Genomic DNA, 16,010 nt, shown 5'->3' on the forward strand with positions numbered 1-16,010 from the left:
CATGGTCCGGGCGAACGGGATCACGCTGCACACGCAGCGCCTGGACCCGCCCCACCCGCCGCCGGCCGACGGCTCCGCGCCGATGCCGACCGCCGTGCTGATCCACGGCATGGCCTCGGACACCATGGCGAGCTGGTACTTCACGCTCGCCGAGCCGCTGGCCGCCGCCGGGTTCCCGGTCGTCCTGTACGACCTGCGCGGGCACGGTCGCAGCGACCGTCCGGCCACCGGGTACGCCCTCGCCGACTTCGTCGACGACCTGGCGGGACTGCTCACCGAGCTGGACGTGACCGGTCCGGTGCTGCTCTGCGGCAACTCCTTCGGCGGCACGATCGCCTTCGGGTACGCGGCGCGGCACCCGGATCGGGTCGCCGGGATCGTGGCCGTCGAGTCGGCCCCGCCGATCGAGGAGTGGATGGCCCGGGTGAAGGTCCGCCTCGCCCGGGTCGTCGACCGCCTCCCCCGGGAGGGCGCGGTGGCCGAGATCGGGCTCCGCCGGGGGCGGCTCGCCGCCCGCCGGGCCGACGACACCCGACGGATGCTGACCAGCACCACGCTCGCCGAGGAGCTGCCGGCCAGCGCACTGCCGCCGGCCGACCAGCTCGCGGCCATCGGCTGCCCGGTGCTCTGCCTCTACGGCGGCCGGTCGGCGGTGCACGAGCTGGCCCCGTCGGTCCGGTCCCTGCTTCCCCAGGCCCGCACGGTCGTGCTGCCGGAGGAGAAGCACACCGTCCTGATCGACCAGCCCGAGCAGGTACGCCGGCACGTCTTCGACTGGCTGGCCGCCGAATGCGCGCTGCCCGCCGGAGGAGGGACTCCCGCCGGGCGCGGGGTCGCCGTCGCGGGTGGACTCGCCGTCGACCACACCACCACCTCATGACCACGCAACTCGCAGGAGGACTCCCGATGGACACCCCGATCACCGGTCGGTCGATCATCATCAGCAGTGGACGGTGCGGGTCGACGCTCCTCTCCGACCTGATCGCGGAGGAGCCGGACACGCTCTCCGCCCAGGAGTTCTTCATGTCGGTGGCACCCTGGGCGCGCAGCGCCGAGGTGATCACCGGGGCGGAGTACTGGGATGTGCTGGCCAGCCCCAAGGCGGAACTGGCCACGCTGTTCCGGATCGGGCTGCCGCCGAAGGAGCTGCACTACCCGTCCACCGGCCGGTGGGGCGACCGGATGACCGAGCTGCCCCGGATCCTGGCGATCACCCTGTCGAAGGTCTCCGACGACCCGGACGCCCTCTTCGACGAGCTGGCCCGCCGGGTGCCCGACTTCCCCGAGCAGAGCGTGGCCCGGCACCACCAGGACTTCCTGGACCTGCTGGCCGTGCTGACCGGCCGGAAGCGCTGGGTGGAGCGCTCCGGAGGCTCCAGCCACGTGGCCCCGTACCTGCTCCGGGGTTTCCCGGAGGCGAAGATCGTCTACCTGACCCGGGACTGGGAGCCCACCGCGAAGTCGATGAGCCGGCACTCGTCGTTCCAGCTCATCCAGCTCCGCGTGGAGTTCCTCGGCCGCTGCGGGCTGGACCCGTTCCGGGTGCAGCCCGGTGACGCCGTACCGGAGGAGCTGGAGCAGTACCTGCCGGACCGGCTGACCGCCGAAGCGCTCCGCGAGCGCGGCCAGGACCTGCGCCGCTACCTCGGACTCTGCGCGTTCATGGCGGCCCAGGCCGAGCAGGCGCTGGCCGACCACAAGCCCGCCCACCTGTTGACCATGCGGTACGAGGAACTGGTCGCCGACCCGGTCGCCGAGTTGGGCCGGCTCGGTCGCTTCCTCGACTTCGACGACGCCGAGGGGTGGGCCGAGCGGGTCGCCGACCGCGTCGTCGACCCGTCCCGTGCCCGCCAGCCGGTCGGCTGACCGGGCCCGTCGACCTCCCAGCCCCCGGTCCGGCCGTCTCGGCCGGACCGTCTCCGATAACCCTGCACGAAAGCGAGACAGTGTGAAACCAATCCGGATCCACTCGCGGCGGCTCTGGGCGGCCGTCGCCGTACTGGGGCTCGGGACCGCGTTCACGGTCCCGGCGACCGCGCTGGGCGCGCCGACCGCCGAGGACGACCGGCACCACCAGCCGAACCCGCAGGTGATCGCGAAGGCCGAAGCGGACGAGTGCTTCGCCGGTGTCGGCCAGCCCTACCCGGCGGGACCGCCGTGCGCCTCCGGGCAGGCCAAGGTGAACCAGGGTTACCTGTGGGGGATGACCCGGGCCGGCAAGAACCTCTACTTCGGCACCGGCGCGAACGTCAACTGCCTCACCAGCGGACGGCAACTGGGCAGCAACGAGCCGGTCCTCAACGACGACTGGGTCTGCGAGTACCAGGAGAGCCAGATCGTCAAGACCAACCCGCAGCTACCGGGATATCTGGGTGACCACCGGATGCCCCGCCTCTACAGCTACGACACCGAGACCAAGCAGCTCACCGAGAAGAGCGACCTGGTGACCGGTGCCGCGAAGGAACACTCGGACCGGCTGCGGAGCACGACCGGCATCCGGGCGGCCGGCAGCTTCGGCGGGGTGGCCCTGCTCGGTGGCCCGGCCATCGGCAAGTCCATCAACATGTTCGCCTTCGACACCGACACCGGGGCCTTCCTGGGCTCGCGGAACTTCCCCGAGTTCGGCAACATCCGGCACTTCACGGTGGCCGAGGGCGCCCTGTACGCGGGTGTCGGCGTCGGCGCCAACGGTTCGCTGCGCGGTCACGTGCTGCGCTGGGTCGGCAGCAAGACCGATCCGTTCAACTTCCAGGTCGTCGCCAACCTGCCGGCGCAGGCCGCCGACATCACCGTCCACGACGGTCGGGTCGTCGTCAGCACCTGGCCCGGCTCGGACGGCGAGCTGGCCAGCGCCGCCGCCGACGAGCCCGCCCCGCCGAGCAAGCTCGCCGCGGTCTGGATGAGCCCGGTGCTCGCCAACGGTGCCCCCGGCCTCACCCCCGACGACGCGGACGGCTGGCAGCAGGTCTGGGACGTCTCCACGTACGAGCCGGACCCGGTGGTCGCCGGCGGCTACGGCCTGGGTGGCCTCGTCTCCTTCCGCGGGTACCTCTACTGGGGCACCATGCACGTGCCGCTGAAGGCGACGAGGCAGCACCTGCTGGCCTACCCGCCGGCCACCGACGAGGCGAGGCAGGCGACGATCCAGAACACCCAGCGGTCGATCAGCATCTACCGGGGCAAGCGGCTGGGTGAGCCGAAGCAGAAGATCGAGCTGCTCTACGGGGCGACCGAGCTGCCCGCGTACGACCCGGCGGCGAACGCCGGTGCGGGTGCCTGGGCGAAGGTCTCGACCGGGCAGACCCCGCTCTACGGGTCGTCCGGCTTCGGCAACCCGTACCTGAACTACACCTGGAAGATGGCGGTGGCCGGCGGCAAGCTCTACGTCGGCACGATGGACTGGAGCTACCTCGCCAAGGAACTCGGCGCGGAGGCCGCCAGGATGGCTGGCCTGCCGGCCGAGGCGGGCGTCGAGGCGCTCAGCGCTCCGTCGCTGGCGGCGGCGGCCGACGACGACGACCCGCTGCCCGAGCCGGTCTACGGCGGTGACCTGATGGTCTTCGAGTCCACCCACGAGCCGGCGAAGCTGGTCAGCGACTCCGGCGTCGGCAACTACCTGAACTACGGCATCCGCAACATGGTCTCCGACGGCGCCACGCTCTACCTCGGCATGGCGAACCCGATGAACCTGCGGGCCGACCCGACCGACGACGTGCCCGAGGGTGGCTGGGAACTGATCCGGTACGACACCCGCCGCTGGTAGTCACGCCTGACCGGGTCCCGGCGGTGCTGCGCGGCGCAGATCCCACCGCCGGGGCCCGACCCCAACCTGACTTTGCACGGTGCGTAGCGAAGTCTTAACACTCCTCGAACGTTTGTCGGTGAAAGTGGGCATATGATGCCTTTGACTGCCCTTTGCCGGGAGGCCACGACCTCCCGTACCGCGGGTGCCCCCGCCGGCACCCGCCGGCTCCGCTCCCCGTCCCTGCTCGCCGGATTCCTCGTCGCCCTGGTCGGAGTGACCGCCCTCGCCGGGTGCACCGGCAACGGGGGCGACGACCGGCGCGGCGGCGACGGTGCGCCGGCACCGAGCGCCACCGGGCGCCCGTCCGGCTCCGACGTGCCGGCCGGGTCGAGCGAGCACACCCTCACCGTCGACGGCCGGGAGCGCACCTACCGGCTGTACCGGCCGGCCTCGCTCCAACTGACCGGTGCGGTGCCGCTGGTGGTCATGCTGCACGGCGCGGCCGGCACCGGCGAGCAGGCCGAGGAGGCGTACGGCTGGACCGAGGAGGCCGACCGGGGTGGCTTCGTGGTCGCCTTTCCGGACGGGCTGAAGCGGGCCTGGGCGGCCAGCGAACTCTGCTGCGGCCAGCCGGTCCGGCAGGGGGTCGACGACGTCGCCTTCATCGAGGCGCTCGTCGGCACCCTCCGCGACCGGATGCCGGTGGACCCGGCCCGCACCTACGTCACCGGGATCTCCAACGGCGGGCTGCTGGCGTACCGGCTGGCCTGCGACACCGACCTCTTCGCCGCGGTCGGCGCGGTGGCCACCACACTGGCCGGTGAGTGCGCGTCACCGGCCCCGGTCAGCGTGCTGCACATCCACGGACTGCGCGACGAGACCATGCCGTACCGGGGTGGTCCGGGCAAGCGTGACAACGGTGGTACCGGCCGCAACCCGGTGAAGATCGACGGGCCGCCGTTGACCGAGCTGATGGCGAAGTGGCGCGCGGTGGACGACTGCCCCGCACCGACCGAGCGCACCGACGGGCCGGTGACCCGGTCGACGACGTCCTGCCCGCAGGGCCGCGCCGTCGACCTGATCACCATCGCCGACGCCGGCCACCAGTGGCCGGGCGGGAAGCCGAACCCCCGCGCCGAGCAGCTTCTCGGCCTCGAACCCCCCTCGACCGCGTTGGACGCGACCGCGGAGATCTGGAAGTTCTTCAGCGCGCACCCCCGACCGGCCGGCTCCTGACGCCGACCGGCACCCGCACCGAGAACAGGAGAAGGCATGCCCAGCAGAGACGGTCCGGCGGTCGAGGTCGTCGACCTCGTCAAGCGCTACCCCCGGGCCACGACCAACGCCGTCGACGGACTGTCGTTCACCGTCGCGCCGGGTGAGACCTTCGGGCTGTTCGGGCCGAACGGGGCCGGAAAGTCGACCACCATCGGCATCCTCACCACGCGGCTCCGGGCCACCGGTGGCCGGGCCCTGGTCGGCGGCGTCGACGTCAGCCGGGACCCGGTCGGTGCCCGTGCCCACCTGGCGGTGGTGCCCCAGCACAACAACCTCGACCGCGCACTGACCCCCCGGCAGAACCTCCTCTACCACGCCGCCTACCACGGGGTGCCCCGGGCCGAGGCCGAGGAACGGGCGAAGGTGCTGCTGGACCGCTTCGGCCTGGCCGAGCGCGCGGACCGGCGGATCGAGGCGTACTCGGGCGGGATGGCGCAGCGGCTGATGATCGCGCGGGCCTGGATGCACGAGCCCGAGGTGCTCTTCCTCGACGAGCCGACCAACGCGCTGGACCCGCAGACCCGGCTGCTGATCTGGAGCCGGATCCGGGAGATGCGCGAGCGCGGCGTCTCCATCGTGCTCACCACGCACCAGATGAACGACGCCGCCAACCTGGTCGACCGGGTGGGCATCGTGGACCACGGGAAGCTGCTCACCCTGGACACCCCGCAGAACCTGGTCCGGGGTCTGGCCGGGCAGGCCATCCTGGACCTCACGGTCACCCCGACCGCCCGCGACGACGCCGACGAGGTCGTCGCCGCGCTGCGCGAGCTGGACGGCGTACGCAAGGCGGAACGCCGGCCGCTGCCCGTCGGCGCGGCCGGCGCGGGTCGGGGTGCCGGCCTGGGCGGTGCGGGCCGGGCCGCGCTCGCCAAGTTGGGGCCGGGCGCACTGGCCGCGCTCGCCGCCCGCGCGCGGGCCAACGGCAACGCGTCGACCGCCACCCTGGCCGGGGCCGGCGGGGGCCGGATCCGGGTACGCCTGCACCTGGCCACCGACCCCGCCGCGCTGCTCGGTCCGGCGTTGGCCGTGCTCACCGGACGGTCGGCGGCGCTCAACGACATCCACATCGGTGAGCCGAGCCTGGAGGACGTCTTCATCGAACTCACCGGAAGGGACCCGCGGTGACCGCCCTCGACACCCCCACCCCGGTACGCCGCGAGGTCCGGGACCGCCCGCCCGCCGCCCGGGTCTTCCTCGCCCTGCTCCGCCGCGACCTGCTGGTCACCGGCAAGGAGTTGTGGGTGATCCTGATCCAGGTCGGCATGACCCCGCTGTTCATGCTCTTCGTGTTCAGCACGATCCTCGGCGGGCAGGGCATCGTCGAACGGTCGTTCGCCAACCTCTTCCTGCCCGGCGTGATCGCGCTGGCCGCCCTCACCACCGCGTTGCAGAGCACCGCCCTGCCGCTGGTGAAGGAGTTCGGCTTCACCATGGAGATCGAGGACCGGCTGCTCGCCCCGCTTCCCACCAGCCTGGTCGCGGTGGGGAAGCTGGTGGTGGCCACCATCCGGGGCCTGCTCGCGGCGGTGCTGATGTACCCGCTCGGGGCCCTGGTGGTCGGCTCCGCGCCGTGGCGGCTGGAGGGCCTGCCGACCGCCCTGCTGGTGGCCCTGCTCGGCGCGTGGGTCGGCGGCGGCATCGGGATGACCCTCTCCACCATCCTCCCGATCCAGCGGATCAACGTCACCTTCTCGGTCATCGTCACGCCGATCATCTGGACCGGCTGCATCCACTACCCGTGGCCCCGATTGGAGTCGATGCGCTGGTTCCAGGTGGTCACCGCCTTCAACCCGATGACGTACGTCTCGGAGGGGGTCCGGGGCGCGATGCTGCCCGACGTACCGCACATGCCGGGTTGGGTCTGCCTGCTGGCGCTGACCGGGATGGCCGCCGCCTTGACCTGGCTCAGCGTCCGGTCCTTCACCCGGCGGGCCGTCCAGTGACCCCGTCCACCGATCCCGTACGAGGAGCGCACATGTCGATGAATCCACCGGAGTCCGACGGCGGGCTCGCCCACTGGCTCGCGGCCCGCGCGGGCGAACTCCTGCTCGCGGTACGCGCCGAGCGCGGCCACGCGGACCCGGCCGCGCTGAAGGCGGCCGGCGACCGGGCCTCCCACGAGTTCCTCCTCGCCGAGTTGGCCCGCTGGCGGCCGACCGACACGGTGCTCTCCGAGGAGGACGACGACTCCCGCCGCTCGGTGTCGGCCGGGGGAGGGCCGACCCGGCTGGACGCCGACCGGGTGTGGATCATCGACCCGTTGGACGGGACCCGGGAGTTCTCCGAGGAGGGCCGTTCGGACTGGGCGGTGCACGTGGCGCTCTGGCACCGGCACGCCTCCACCCCGCACCGGCTGATCGCCGGGGCGGTGGGGCTGCCCGCCCAGGGGCGGGTGCTGACCACGGAGTTCCCGCTGCGCCCGCGCACCGAACGGGCCGGCGTCGACGGCCCGATCCGGCTGGCGGCGAGCCGGAGTCGTCCCCCCGCGTTCCTGACCGACCTGGCCGAGGACATCGGTGCGGAGTTGGTGCCGATGGGGTCGGCGGGGGCGAAGATCGCGGCGGTGGTGACCGGTGAGGTGGACGCGTACATCCACGCCGGGGGGCAGTACGAGTGGGACTCGGCGGCACCGGTGGCGGTGGCCACGACGGCCGGGTTCCACGCCTGCCGGATCGACGGCAGCGCGCTGAGCTACAACGAGGTGGATCCGCGCCTGCCCGACCTGCTGGTCTGCCGCCCGGAACTGGCCGCGCCGCTGCTGGAGGCCCTGAGTCGGCAGCTGTCCACGGCCGCCGCCGGGACGGCCGCACCGGAGACGTCCCTGCTCGGAAAGGAACAGCGATGAACAGCGGATCGGCGCTGTACCAGACGACCCACCTGGACGCGTTGGAGGCGGAGAGCATCTTCGTGATGCGTGAGGTGGTGGCGGAGATGGAGCGGCCGGTGCTGCTCTTCTCCGGTGGCAAGGACTCGATCGTGATGCTCCGGCTGGCGGAGAAGGCGTTCGCTCCGGCGAACATCCCGTTCCCGGTGATGCACGTGGACACCGGGCACAACTTCCCCGAGGTCCTGGAGTACCGCGACCGGCGCGTCGACGAACTCGGCCTGCACCTGATCGTGGCCAGCGTGCCGGAGGCCCTGGTCCGGGGCCTGGTCACCGAACCGGCGGACGGCACCCGGAACCGGATCCAGACGCCGGTGTTGTTGGACGCGGTGGAGAAGCATCGGTTTGATGCGTTGTTCGGTGGGGCGCGTCGGGATGAGGAGAAGGCGCGGGCGAAGGAGCGGGTGTTCTCGTTCCGGGATGAGTTCGGGCAGTGGGATCCGAAGAATCAGCGGCCGGAGTTGTGGTCGTTGTACAACGGTCGGCATCATGCGGGTGAGTCGATTCGGGTGTTTCCGTTGTCGAACTGGACCGAGTTGGATGTGTGGCACTACATCGCTCGGGAGCGGATCGCGTTGCCGTCGATCTACTTCGCCCATGAGCGTGAGGTGATCGAGCGGGACGGGATGCTCTACGCCGTCAACGAGTTCATCCAGCCCCGGGCGTCGGAGACGCCCTTCGTGGCACGCGTCCGCTATCGGACGGTGGGGGATGCGTCCTGCACGGCTGCGGTGCGGTCGGATGCGGACACCGTGGAGTTGGTGATCGAGGAGGTCGGGGCGACCCGGATCACCGAGCGGGGTGCGACCCGGGGCGACGACCGGGTGAGTGAGGCCGCCATGGAGGACCGCAAGCGGGAGGGCTACTTCTGATGAGCACCGACACCATGCCGTTACTCGACAGCGATTCCGCGTTCCGGTCGATGGACCTGTTGCGTTTTGCCACGGCGGGCAGTGTGGACGACGGTAAGTCGACCCTGATCGGGCGTCTTCTGTATGACACGAAGTCGTTGTTCACGGATCAGTTGGAGGCCGTGGAGGCGGTTTCGGCGGCGCGGGGTGACGAGTACACGAACCTGGCGTTGTTGACCGACGGGTTGCGGGCGGAGCGGGAGCAGGGCATCACGATCGATGTCGCCTACCGGTACTTCGCCACTCCGAGGCGGAAGTTCATCATCGCCGACACCCCGGGGCACATCCAGTACACCCGGAACATGGTCACCGGCGCGTCCACCGCAGATCTGGCCCTGATCCTCGTGGACGCCCGTAAGGGCCTGGTCGAACAGTCCCGCCGCCACGCGTTCCTGTGCAGTCTGCTGCGCGTCCCGCACCTCGTGCTGTGCGTGAACAAGATGGACCTGGTCGACTGGTCCCAGGACGTGTTCGACCAGATCGCCGACGAGTTCACCGCCTTCGCCGCCAAGCTCGACGTCCCCGATTTGGCGGTGGTGCCGATCTCGGCGTTGAAGGGCGACAACATCGTCACCCGCTCCGAGAACACCCCCTGGTACGAAGGCCCCTCGTTGTTGCACCACCTGGAGCATGTGCACATCGCCTCCGACCGCAACCTCGTCGACGTGCGGTTCCCCGTCCAGTACGTCATCCGCCCCCAATCCACCACAGTCACGGACTATCGCGGCTACGCCGGGCAGGTCGCCTCCGGTGTGATCAAACCCGGCGACGAGGTCATGGTCCTGCCGTCGGGGTTCACCTCCCGCATCGCCGCCGTGGAAACCGCCGACGGACCCGTCGCCGAGGCGTTCCCACCCATGTCCGTCACCGTCCGACTGACCGACGAGATCGACATCTCCCGCGGCGACATGATCTGCCGACCCAACAACGCCCCCACCCCCACCCAGGATGTGGAGGCGATGGTGTGCTGGATGGACGAAACCCGCCCACTACACATCGGCGGCCGGTACACCATCAAACACACCACCCGCACCGCACGGGCGATCGTCCGCGGAATCCATTACCGCCTCGACATCAACACCCTGCACCGCGACGACACCGCGACCGAGTTGAAACTCAACGAGATCGGCCGGATCCGACTCCGCACCACCGTGCCCCTACTCGCCGACGAGTACCGCCGTAACCGCACCACCGGCGGATTCATCATCATCGACGAAGCCACCAACCGCACCGTCGCCGCCGCCATGATCGTCGAAACCACCTAACCCCCTTACCTGGTTGCAGGGGACCCCTCCACACCAAAAACCGGTAGGAAGGGCCCCCTGCAACCACCCGAGCAGTGCACGCCACCCCGGCAGGCAACCTCAGCGCAGCGCTGCGCCCGCGACGACCAACCTCGGTGGCGATGCCTCAGTCGCAGCCGACCGCCCGCGCACTGGCCGTCCAGAGTCGGGCGGCCAGTTGCCGGTCGGCGGCCTTCGGCCGCGGACGGCGGGGGCGCCGGTCGACGTAGTAGCCGCCGTCGACGAGCCGCGCGGGGTCCTCGTGGGCCAGCCAGACCAGCGTGTCCGCGCCCCGCTCCGGGCTCCGGAACGGCAGCATCCGCATGCCCCACGCGACCAGCCGGCTCTCGTTGCCGAAGCGGGTTCGGACCACGCCCGGATGGAAGCAGTGCGCCGGCACCTCCGGCCACCGGCGTGCGGCCTCCGCGGTAAACAGGATGTTCGCCTGCTTGCTGGTGCCGTACGCGCGCAACGGCTGGTACCGACGCAGGGTGGCGTTCAGGTCGTCCGGGTCGAGCGCCCCGCTGCGGTGTGCCGCGGAGGCGGTCACCACCATGCGGCCGATCCGGTCCCGGAGCAGGTTGCTCAGCAGGAACGGGGCCAGGTGGTTCGCCTGCATGGAGAGTTCGAACCCGTCGATCGTGGTCACCGGCTGCAACACGATCGCGCCGGCGTTGTGGGCCAGCACGTCGATCCGGTCGTACGCGGCACGCAGCCGCTCGGCGAGCCCGCGTACGTCGTCCAGCACCGCGAAGTCGGCCCGGAACAGTTCGGGCTGTTCCCCGCCCGCCTCCCGTACCCGCTCCCCGGCGGCGGTGAGCCGGGCCGGATCCCGGCCGACCAGCACCACCTGGTCGCCCCGGCGGGCCAGGGCCACGGCGGCGGCCAGGCCGATGCCCGAACTGGCACCGGTCACCACCACCAGTCGACGTCGCGTGACATCTTCCACAGGTGCGTTCTCCCGCGTCATGGCGCGAGGTTACCGTGGCGTAGCCGAGCCCCCGTGTCGTCACGTCCGCCGTCGTCGTCGGGCGGGATAAGGAGCGAGTCGATGGCCGCAGTTGGGCGTCCCCGCCGGTCCTGCCTCGCGGTGCCGGGTTCCAGCGTCAAGATGCTCGGCAAGGCCCAGGGCCTCCCCGCCGACCAGGTCTTCCTGGACCTGGAGGACGCGGTCGCCCCGCTGGCCAAGCCGGACGCGCGGAAGAACGTCGTCGCCGCGCTCAACGAGGGTGACTGGGCCGGCAAGACCCGCGTGGTCCGGGTCAACGACCTGACCACCCCGTGGACGTACCGGGACGTGATCGACGTGGTCGAGGGGGCCGGGGCGAACCTCGACTGCGTCATGCTGCCCAAGGTGCAGGACGCCGGCCAGGTCCAGTGGCTCGACCTCACCCTCACCCAGTTGGAGAAGACGCTGGGCCTGGAGGTCGGCCGAATCGGCATCGAGGCGCAGATCGAGAACGCCGCCGGCCTGGTGAACGTCGACCGGATCGCCGCCGCCTCGCCCCGGGTCGAGACGATCATCTTCGGCCCGGCCGACTTCATGGCCTCGATCAACATGAGGTCGCTGGCGGTCGGGGCGCTCATCCCGGACTACCCGGGTGACCCGTACCACCACATCCTGATGCGGATCCTGATGGCCGCGCGGATGCACGACAAGCAGGCCATCGACGGGCCGTTCCTCCAGATCCGCGACGTCGACGGCTTCCGCGAGGTGGCGAGGCGTTCCGCCGCGCTCGGCTTCGACGGCAAGTGGGTGCTGCACCCGGGCCAGATCGACGCCGCGAACGAGGTGTACTCACCGGCCCAGGCCGACTACGACCACGCCGAGCTGATCCTCGACGCGTACGAGCACTACACCTCGGAGGCCGGCGGCAGGCTCGGCGCGGTGATGCTCGGCGACGAGATGATCGACGAGGCGTCCCGCAAGATGGCGCTGGTGATCGCGGCCAAGGGGCGGGCCGCCGGGATGACCCGGACCTCCACCTTCACCCCGCCGAGCCGCTGACCGGACCGCCGGACCGGGTGCCGGTCCGGTGCGGTCGGTCCGGCACCCGTACGGTCCGTGTGTCCTGAGCCCACGTGGGCTCAGTAGGTGGTGTCCGACTGCGACACCGCGAAGACGATGAGCGCGATGTAGGCGACGATCGCCAGGCCGATGAGACCGGTGAGCACCCAGCCGACGATGATCCCGGCCTTCGCCAGGCCGTCGCCGTCCTCGCCCCGCTCCCGGATCTGCCGCCGGGCGACGTGCCCGAGGATCGCGCCGATCGGAGCCGTGACGCAGGAGGCGACCCCCATCACGGACAGGATCAGCGACACCAGGGCGAGGCTGTTCGTCTGGCGCACCGGCGGGTACGGGTACGGCGCGTAACCCGCCGGGGGAACCGGGTAACCCGGCGGAGCGGCATAGCCAGCCGGGTAGCCGGCGGCCGCGTACGGGTCGACCGGTGGGGCGGAGGAGGGATCCGACCGGGCCGGGTCCTGCCACTGGGAGGGCGAGGGATATGTCATGAGGTCTTCTTCTCCGTCGAGTCCGGGCTGCGCCGTCAGGGTAGTCACCCGGGGCGAAAGCGGAACACCGCGTGGTGCCGCGTTGCCCGGACCCCGTCGAGCGGGCAGGATCGCGGCATGGCGATTGACGCGCGTGCCGCGGACCGTTCCGGCCGATCCCGTCGGGACGTGAGCCGACCGGGGGTGGCCCGGCGGAGCCGTGCCGCGCTCGCGGCGGCCCTGACCGACCAGGACGAGCCGGTGCCCCTGCCCGAGCCGGTGACCATGCGACTGGACGGGCGGGTGGCGCTGGTGACCGGCGCCGGCAGTCCAGACGGCATCGGGTACGCCACGGCGCGTCGGCTCACCGACCTCGGTGCCCGGGTCGCCATCGTCTCCACGACCCGGCGGATCCACGAGCGGGCCAGTGAGCTGGGGGCCACCGGATTCGTCGCCGACCTCACCGACGAGGCGGAGGTCGGTGCGCTGGCCGACGCGGTCGCCGACCAGCTCGGCGAGGTGGAGGTCCTGGTCAACAACGCCGGTCTCGCCAGCCGGGCCAGCCCGGAGGTGCTCCGCCCGGTGGCCCAGCTCAGCTACGACGAGTGGCGTACGGAGATCGACCGGAACCTGAACACCGCGTTCCTGTGCAGTCGGGCGTTCATCGGGGGGATGGCCGAACGCGGCTGGGGGCGGATCGTGAACCTCGCGGCCACCGCCGGGGCGGTCAACGCCCTGCCGACCGAGGCGGCGTACTCGGCGGCCAAGGCGGGGGTGGTGGGCCTGACCCGGGCGTTGGCCATGGAGATGGTCGCCGACGGGGTGACCGTCAACGCGGTCGCCCCGGGCACCATCCACACCGCGGCGTCGACGGTGGCGGAGATCCGGCACGGCCTCGGCACCCCGGTCGGCCGGCCCGGTACGCCGGACGAGGTGGCCGCCGCCATCGTCTTCCTCTGTTCGCCGGCCGCCTCGTACATCACCGGGCAGATGCTCGTGGTGGACGGCGGGAACAGCGTCCGCGAGGCGCAGTTCCGCTGACGTCAGGTGGTGGTGCCGCTGTTCGCGCCGGCCCACACCACCAGGCTGAGCCAGCCGCAGCAGAACAGCAGGTACAGCCCGGTGATGACGTAGCTCGCGATCAGGCCCCAGAAGGCGAGCTGCTCGCCCTGCTCGTGGGTCTGCCGGATCTGCCGGCGGGCCATGTGCCCGAGGAGGATGCCGACCGGGGCGAACACGAACGCGAAGACCAGCGAGAGGATCGCCATCACGTTCATGTTCCCGCTGGCGGGCGCCGGGCCGTAGGACCCGTAGGCAGGCGGCGGCGGGTACGGCGGCTGCCCGCCCCAGTGGGGCTGTGGCTGTTCGCCCCAGTGGGGCTGGTCGCCCTTGTGCGGCTGCTCGCCCCAACCCGGATCGGACGGTGGCGGGTAACTCAAGACTTCCTCCTCGCCGCCCACGGGCGGAACGTTCTCACCTGCCGGACGCTAGCAGTCGTGGTGAAGCTTGTCACAGCGGATGTGTGGAGCGGTTGCCTTGGCCCGGTCAGCGGGTCGGGCAGATACTGACCGAACGTTCAGTTACCGCTCGGTAGGCCGTGGACCCGGAGGCGGAGATGGCCCGACTCGCCCAGACCCCCGGTCTGACCGACGTGCAGCGGTCGATCCTGGAAACCGTCCGGGAGTTCGCCGACCGGGAGATCATTCCGCACGCCCAGCGGTTGGAGCACGCCGACGAGTACCCCACCGACATCCTCGACGGCATGCGGGAGATGGGCCTGTTCGGGCTCACCATCGCCGAGGAGTACGGCGGCCTGGGCGAGTCGCTGCTCACGTACGCCCTCGTGGTCGAGGAACTGTCCCGGGGCTGGATGTCGATCTCCGGCATCGTGAACACGCACTTCATCGTGGCGTACCTGATCTCCCAGTACGGCTCGGCGGAGCAGCGGTCCCGGCTGCTGCCGAGGATGGCCACCGGTGAGGTGCGGGGCGCGTTCTCGATGTCCGAACCGGAGTGCGGCTCCGACGTGGCCGCGATCCGGTCCAGGGCCGTCCGGGACGGCGACACCTTCGTCATCGACGGCCAGAAGATGTGGCTGACCAACGGGGCGTACTCGTCGGTGGTGGCCACCCTGGTCAGGACCGAGACCGGGGCCGACTCGGTCTACGGCAACATGAGCACCTTCCTGCTGGAGAAGGAGCCCGGCTTCGGGGAGACCGCCCCCGGCCTGACCATCCCCGGCCGGATCGACAAGATGGGCTACAAGGGCGTCGAGACCACCGAGATGGTGCTCGACGGGGTCACCGTTCCCGCGAGCGCCGTCCTCGGCGGCCCGGACCAGGTCGGCCGCGGTTTCTACCAGATGATGGACGGCATCGAGGTCGGCCGGGTCAACGTGGCCGCCCGAGCCTGCGGCATCTCGATCCGCGCCTTCGAACTGGCCGTCGCGTACGCCCAGCAGCGCCGCACCTTCGGCCAGCCGATCGTGAAGCACCAGGCCGTCGCCTTCACCCTCGCCGAGATGGGTACGAAGATCGAGGCGGCCCACGCCCTCATGGTCAACGCCGCCCGGCTCAAGGACGCCGGTCAGCGCAACGACGTCGAGGCCGGCATGGCCAAGCTGCTCGCCAGCGAGTACTGCGCCGAGGTGGTGCAGGCCGCGTTCCGCATCCACGGTGGCTACGGCTACTCCAAGGAGTACGAGATCGAGCGGCTGATGCGGGAGGCTCCGTTCCTGCTGATCGGCGAGGGCACCTCGGAGATCCAGAAGACGATCATCTCTCGCGGGCTGCTCCGGGAGTACCGGCTCTGAGCCTCAGGGCAGCGGCTCGGGCCCGCGGCTCGTGGATCCACGGGGCAGGAGCGGTTCAGCGACGGCTGAGGCCCGCGGCGGCCCGTTCGACGATCAGGCACCGGTCCTCGACGTAGTCGATGCCCGCCTCCTCGGCGATCCGGCGGGCCTCGGGCGAGACGATTCCGAGCTGCAACCAGACCGCCGGAGCGCCGATGGCGACCGCCTCGCGCACCACCTCGACGGCGTCCTCGGCTGGACGGAAGACGTCCACCAGGTCCACCGGGTGGGGGATGTCGGCCAGGGACCGGTACACCGGCTCACCGAACAGCTCGTCGGCGGTCGGGTTGACCGGGATGATCCGCCAGCCGTACCGCTGCATCTGGGCCGGCACGCTGTGCGCGGCCTTGCGGGGATCGCGGGACGCGCCCACGACGGCGATCACGGCGGCGTCGGCGAGGATTTGCTGGGCAGTACGCACCAGCCGACTGTAACCCCGGCGGGCCGGGTGACCGGGTTCACCGGGTTACGGCGCTCCGGATCCCGCTCGTCCGTCCGTGAGGTCACGGCGGGACCAGGGTGGAGGGTGGCGTCCTTTGGAGCTGCCCCGTCTGTGCGGGCA

General features: G+C 71.2%; 16 protein-coding genes. 12 read left to right on the forward strand and 4 right to left on the reverse strand.

What is annotated here, in order from left to right:
- The first annotated feature begins 1 nt into the window (after position 1).
- From IGA62_RS16145 to IGA62_RS16185, 9 genes are all read left to right on the forward strand, one after another.
- On the forward strand, positions 2-880 hold the full coding sequence (locus tag IGA62_RS16145) for an alpha/beta fold hydrolase (RefSeq protein WP_232625088.1): 879 nt from the start codon (positions 2-4) through the stop codon (positions 878-880).
- A gap of 26 nt (positions 881-906) precedes the next feature.
- Positions 907-1,866: a sulfotransferase domain-containing protein gene (locus tag IGA62_RS16150; protein WP_145820263.1), complete on the forward strand. Its 960-nt coding sequence runs from the start codon at positions 907-909 to the stop codon at positions 1,864-1,866.
- 82 nt (positions 1,867-1,948) lie between these two features.
- The gene (locus tag IGA62_RS16155) at positions 1,949-3,763 is read left to right on the forward strand and encodes a hypothetical protein (RefSeq protein WP_232624666.1); all 1,815 of its coding nucleotides are present in this window, start codon (positions 1,949-1,951) and stop codon (positions 3,761-3,763) included.
- 141 nt (positions 3,764-3,904) lie between these two features.
- On the forward strand, positions 3,905-4,981 hold the full coding sequence (locus IGA62_RS16160) for an extracellular catalytic domain type 1 short-chain-length polyhydroxyalkanoate depolymerase (RefSeq protein WP_269780450.1): 1,077 nt from the start codon (positions 3,905-3,907) through the stop codon (positions 4,979-4,981).
- A 36-nt stretch (positions 4,982-5,017) separates the two neighbouring features.
- Positions 5,018-6,151, forward strand: a complete 1,134-nt coding sequence (locus tag IGA62_RS16165) for an ABC transporter ATP-binding protein (RefSeq protein WP_145820260.1) — start codon at positions 5,018-5,020, stop codon at positions 6,149-6,151.
- The gene (locus tag IGA62_RS16170; protein WP_091456640.1) at positions 6,148-6,969 is read left to right on the forward strand and encodes an ABC transporter permease; all 822 of its coding nucleotides are present in this window, start codon (positions 6,148-6,150) and stop codon (positions 6,967-6,969) included. Before IGA62_RS16165 ends, IGA62_RS16170 begins: the two co-directional genes overlap by 4 nt.
- 38 nt (positions 6,970-7,007) lie before the next feature.
- A complete protein-coding gene (locus IGA62_RS16175) occupies positions 7,008-7,871 on the forward strand; it encodes a 3'(2'),5'-bisphosphate nucleotidase CysQ (RefSeq protein WP_145822189.1) in 864 nt (287 codons plus the stop codon).
- Positions 7,868-8,782: a sulfate adenylyltransferase subunit CysD gene (gene cysD, locus IGA62_RS16180; RefSeq protein WP_145820258.1), complete on the forward strand. Its 915-nt coding sequence runs from the start codon at positions 7,868-7,870 to the stop codon at positions 8,780-8,782. The genes IGA62_RS16175 and cysD overlap by 4 nt, the downstream gene beginning before the upstream one ends.
- Entirely contained in the window at positions 8,782-10,086 is a 1,305-nt protein-coding gene (locus tag IGA62_RS16185) for a sulfate adenylyltransferase subunit 1 (protein WP_145820256.1), read from the forward strand. The genes cysD and IGA62_RS16185 overlap by 1 nt, the downstream gene beginning before the upstream one ends.
- Positions 10,087-10,231: 145 nt before the next feature.
- On the opposite strand, the gene IGA62_RS16190 is transcribed toward IGA62_RS16185, so the two are convergent.
- Entirely contained in the window at positions 10,232-11,053 is an 822-nt protein-coding gene (locus IGA62_RS16190; protein WP_186500350.1) for an SDR family NAD(P)-dependent oxidoreductase, read from the reverse strand.
- 102 nt (positions 11,054-11,155) lie between these two features.
- Here IGA62_RS16190 and IGA62_RS16195 point away from each other — a divergent pair, with 102 nt between their 5' ends.
- On the forward strand, positions 11,156-12,112 hold the full coding sequence (locus IGA62_RS16195; protein ID WP_145820254.1) for an HpcH/HpaI aldolase/citrate lyase family protein: 957 nt from the start codon (positions 11,156-11,158) through the stop codon (positions 12,110-12,112).
- A gap of 80 nt (positions 12,113-12,192) precedes the next feature.
- Here IGA62_RS16195 and IGA62_RS16200 read toward each other — a convergent pair whose 3' ends face one another.
- Positions 12,193-12,618, reverse strand: coding sequence for a DUF4190 domain-containing protein (locus IGA62_RS16200; protein WP_145820252.1), 426 nt, complete (start codon positions 12,616-12,618; stop codon positions 12,193-12,195).
- Positions 12,619-12,801: 183 nt separating this feature from the next.
- On the opposite strand from IGA62_RS16200, the gene IGA62_RS16205 reads away from it, so the two are divergent.
- The gene (locus IGA62_RS16205) at positions 12,802-13,638 is read left to right on the forward strand and encodes an SDR family NAD(P)-dependent oxidoreductase (RefSeq protein ID WP_377465567.1); all 837 of its coding nucleotides are present in this window, start codon (positions 12,802-12,804) and stop codon (positions 13,636-13,638) included.
- A gap of 2 nt (positions 13,639-13,640) precedes the next feature.
- Here the strand turns inward: IGA62_RS16205 and IGA62_RS30145 are convergent, their stop codons facing one another.
- The gene (locus IGA62_RS30145; protein ID WP_145820250.1) at positions 13,641-14,036 is read right to left on the reverse strand and encodes a DUF4190 domain-containing protein; all 396 of its coding nucleotides are present in this window, start codon (positions 14,034-14,036) and stop codon (positions 13,641-13,643) included.
- Between the two features lie 176 nt (positions 14,037-14,212).
- Here IGA62_RS30145 and IGA62_RS16215 point away from each other — a divergent pair, with 176 nt between their 5' ends.
- Entirely contained in the window at positions 14,213-15,409 is a 1,197-nt protein-coding gene (locus IGA62_RS16215; RefSeq protein ID WP_145820248.1) for an acyl-CoA dehydrogenase family protein, read from the forward strand.
- A 55-nt stretch (positions 15,410-15,464) separates the two neighbouring features.
- Here the strand turns inward: IGA62_RS16215 and IGA62_RS16220 are convergent, their stop codons facing one another.
- A complete protein-coding gene (locus IGA62_RS16220) occupies positions 15,465-15,869 on the reverse strand; it encodes a CoA-binding protein (RefSeq protein WP_091458981.1) in 405 nt (134 codons plus the stop codon).
- Between the last annotated feature and the right edge of the window lie 141 nt (positions 15,870-16,010).

The sequence above is a fragment of the Micromonospora sagamiensis genome (genome assembly GCF_014680085.1).
GTDB classification, from domain to species: Bacteria; Actinomycetota; Actinomycetes; order Mycobacteriales; family Micromonosporaceae; genus Micromonospora; species Micromonospora inyonensis.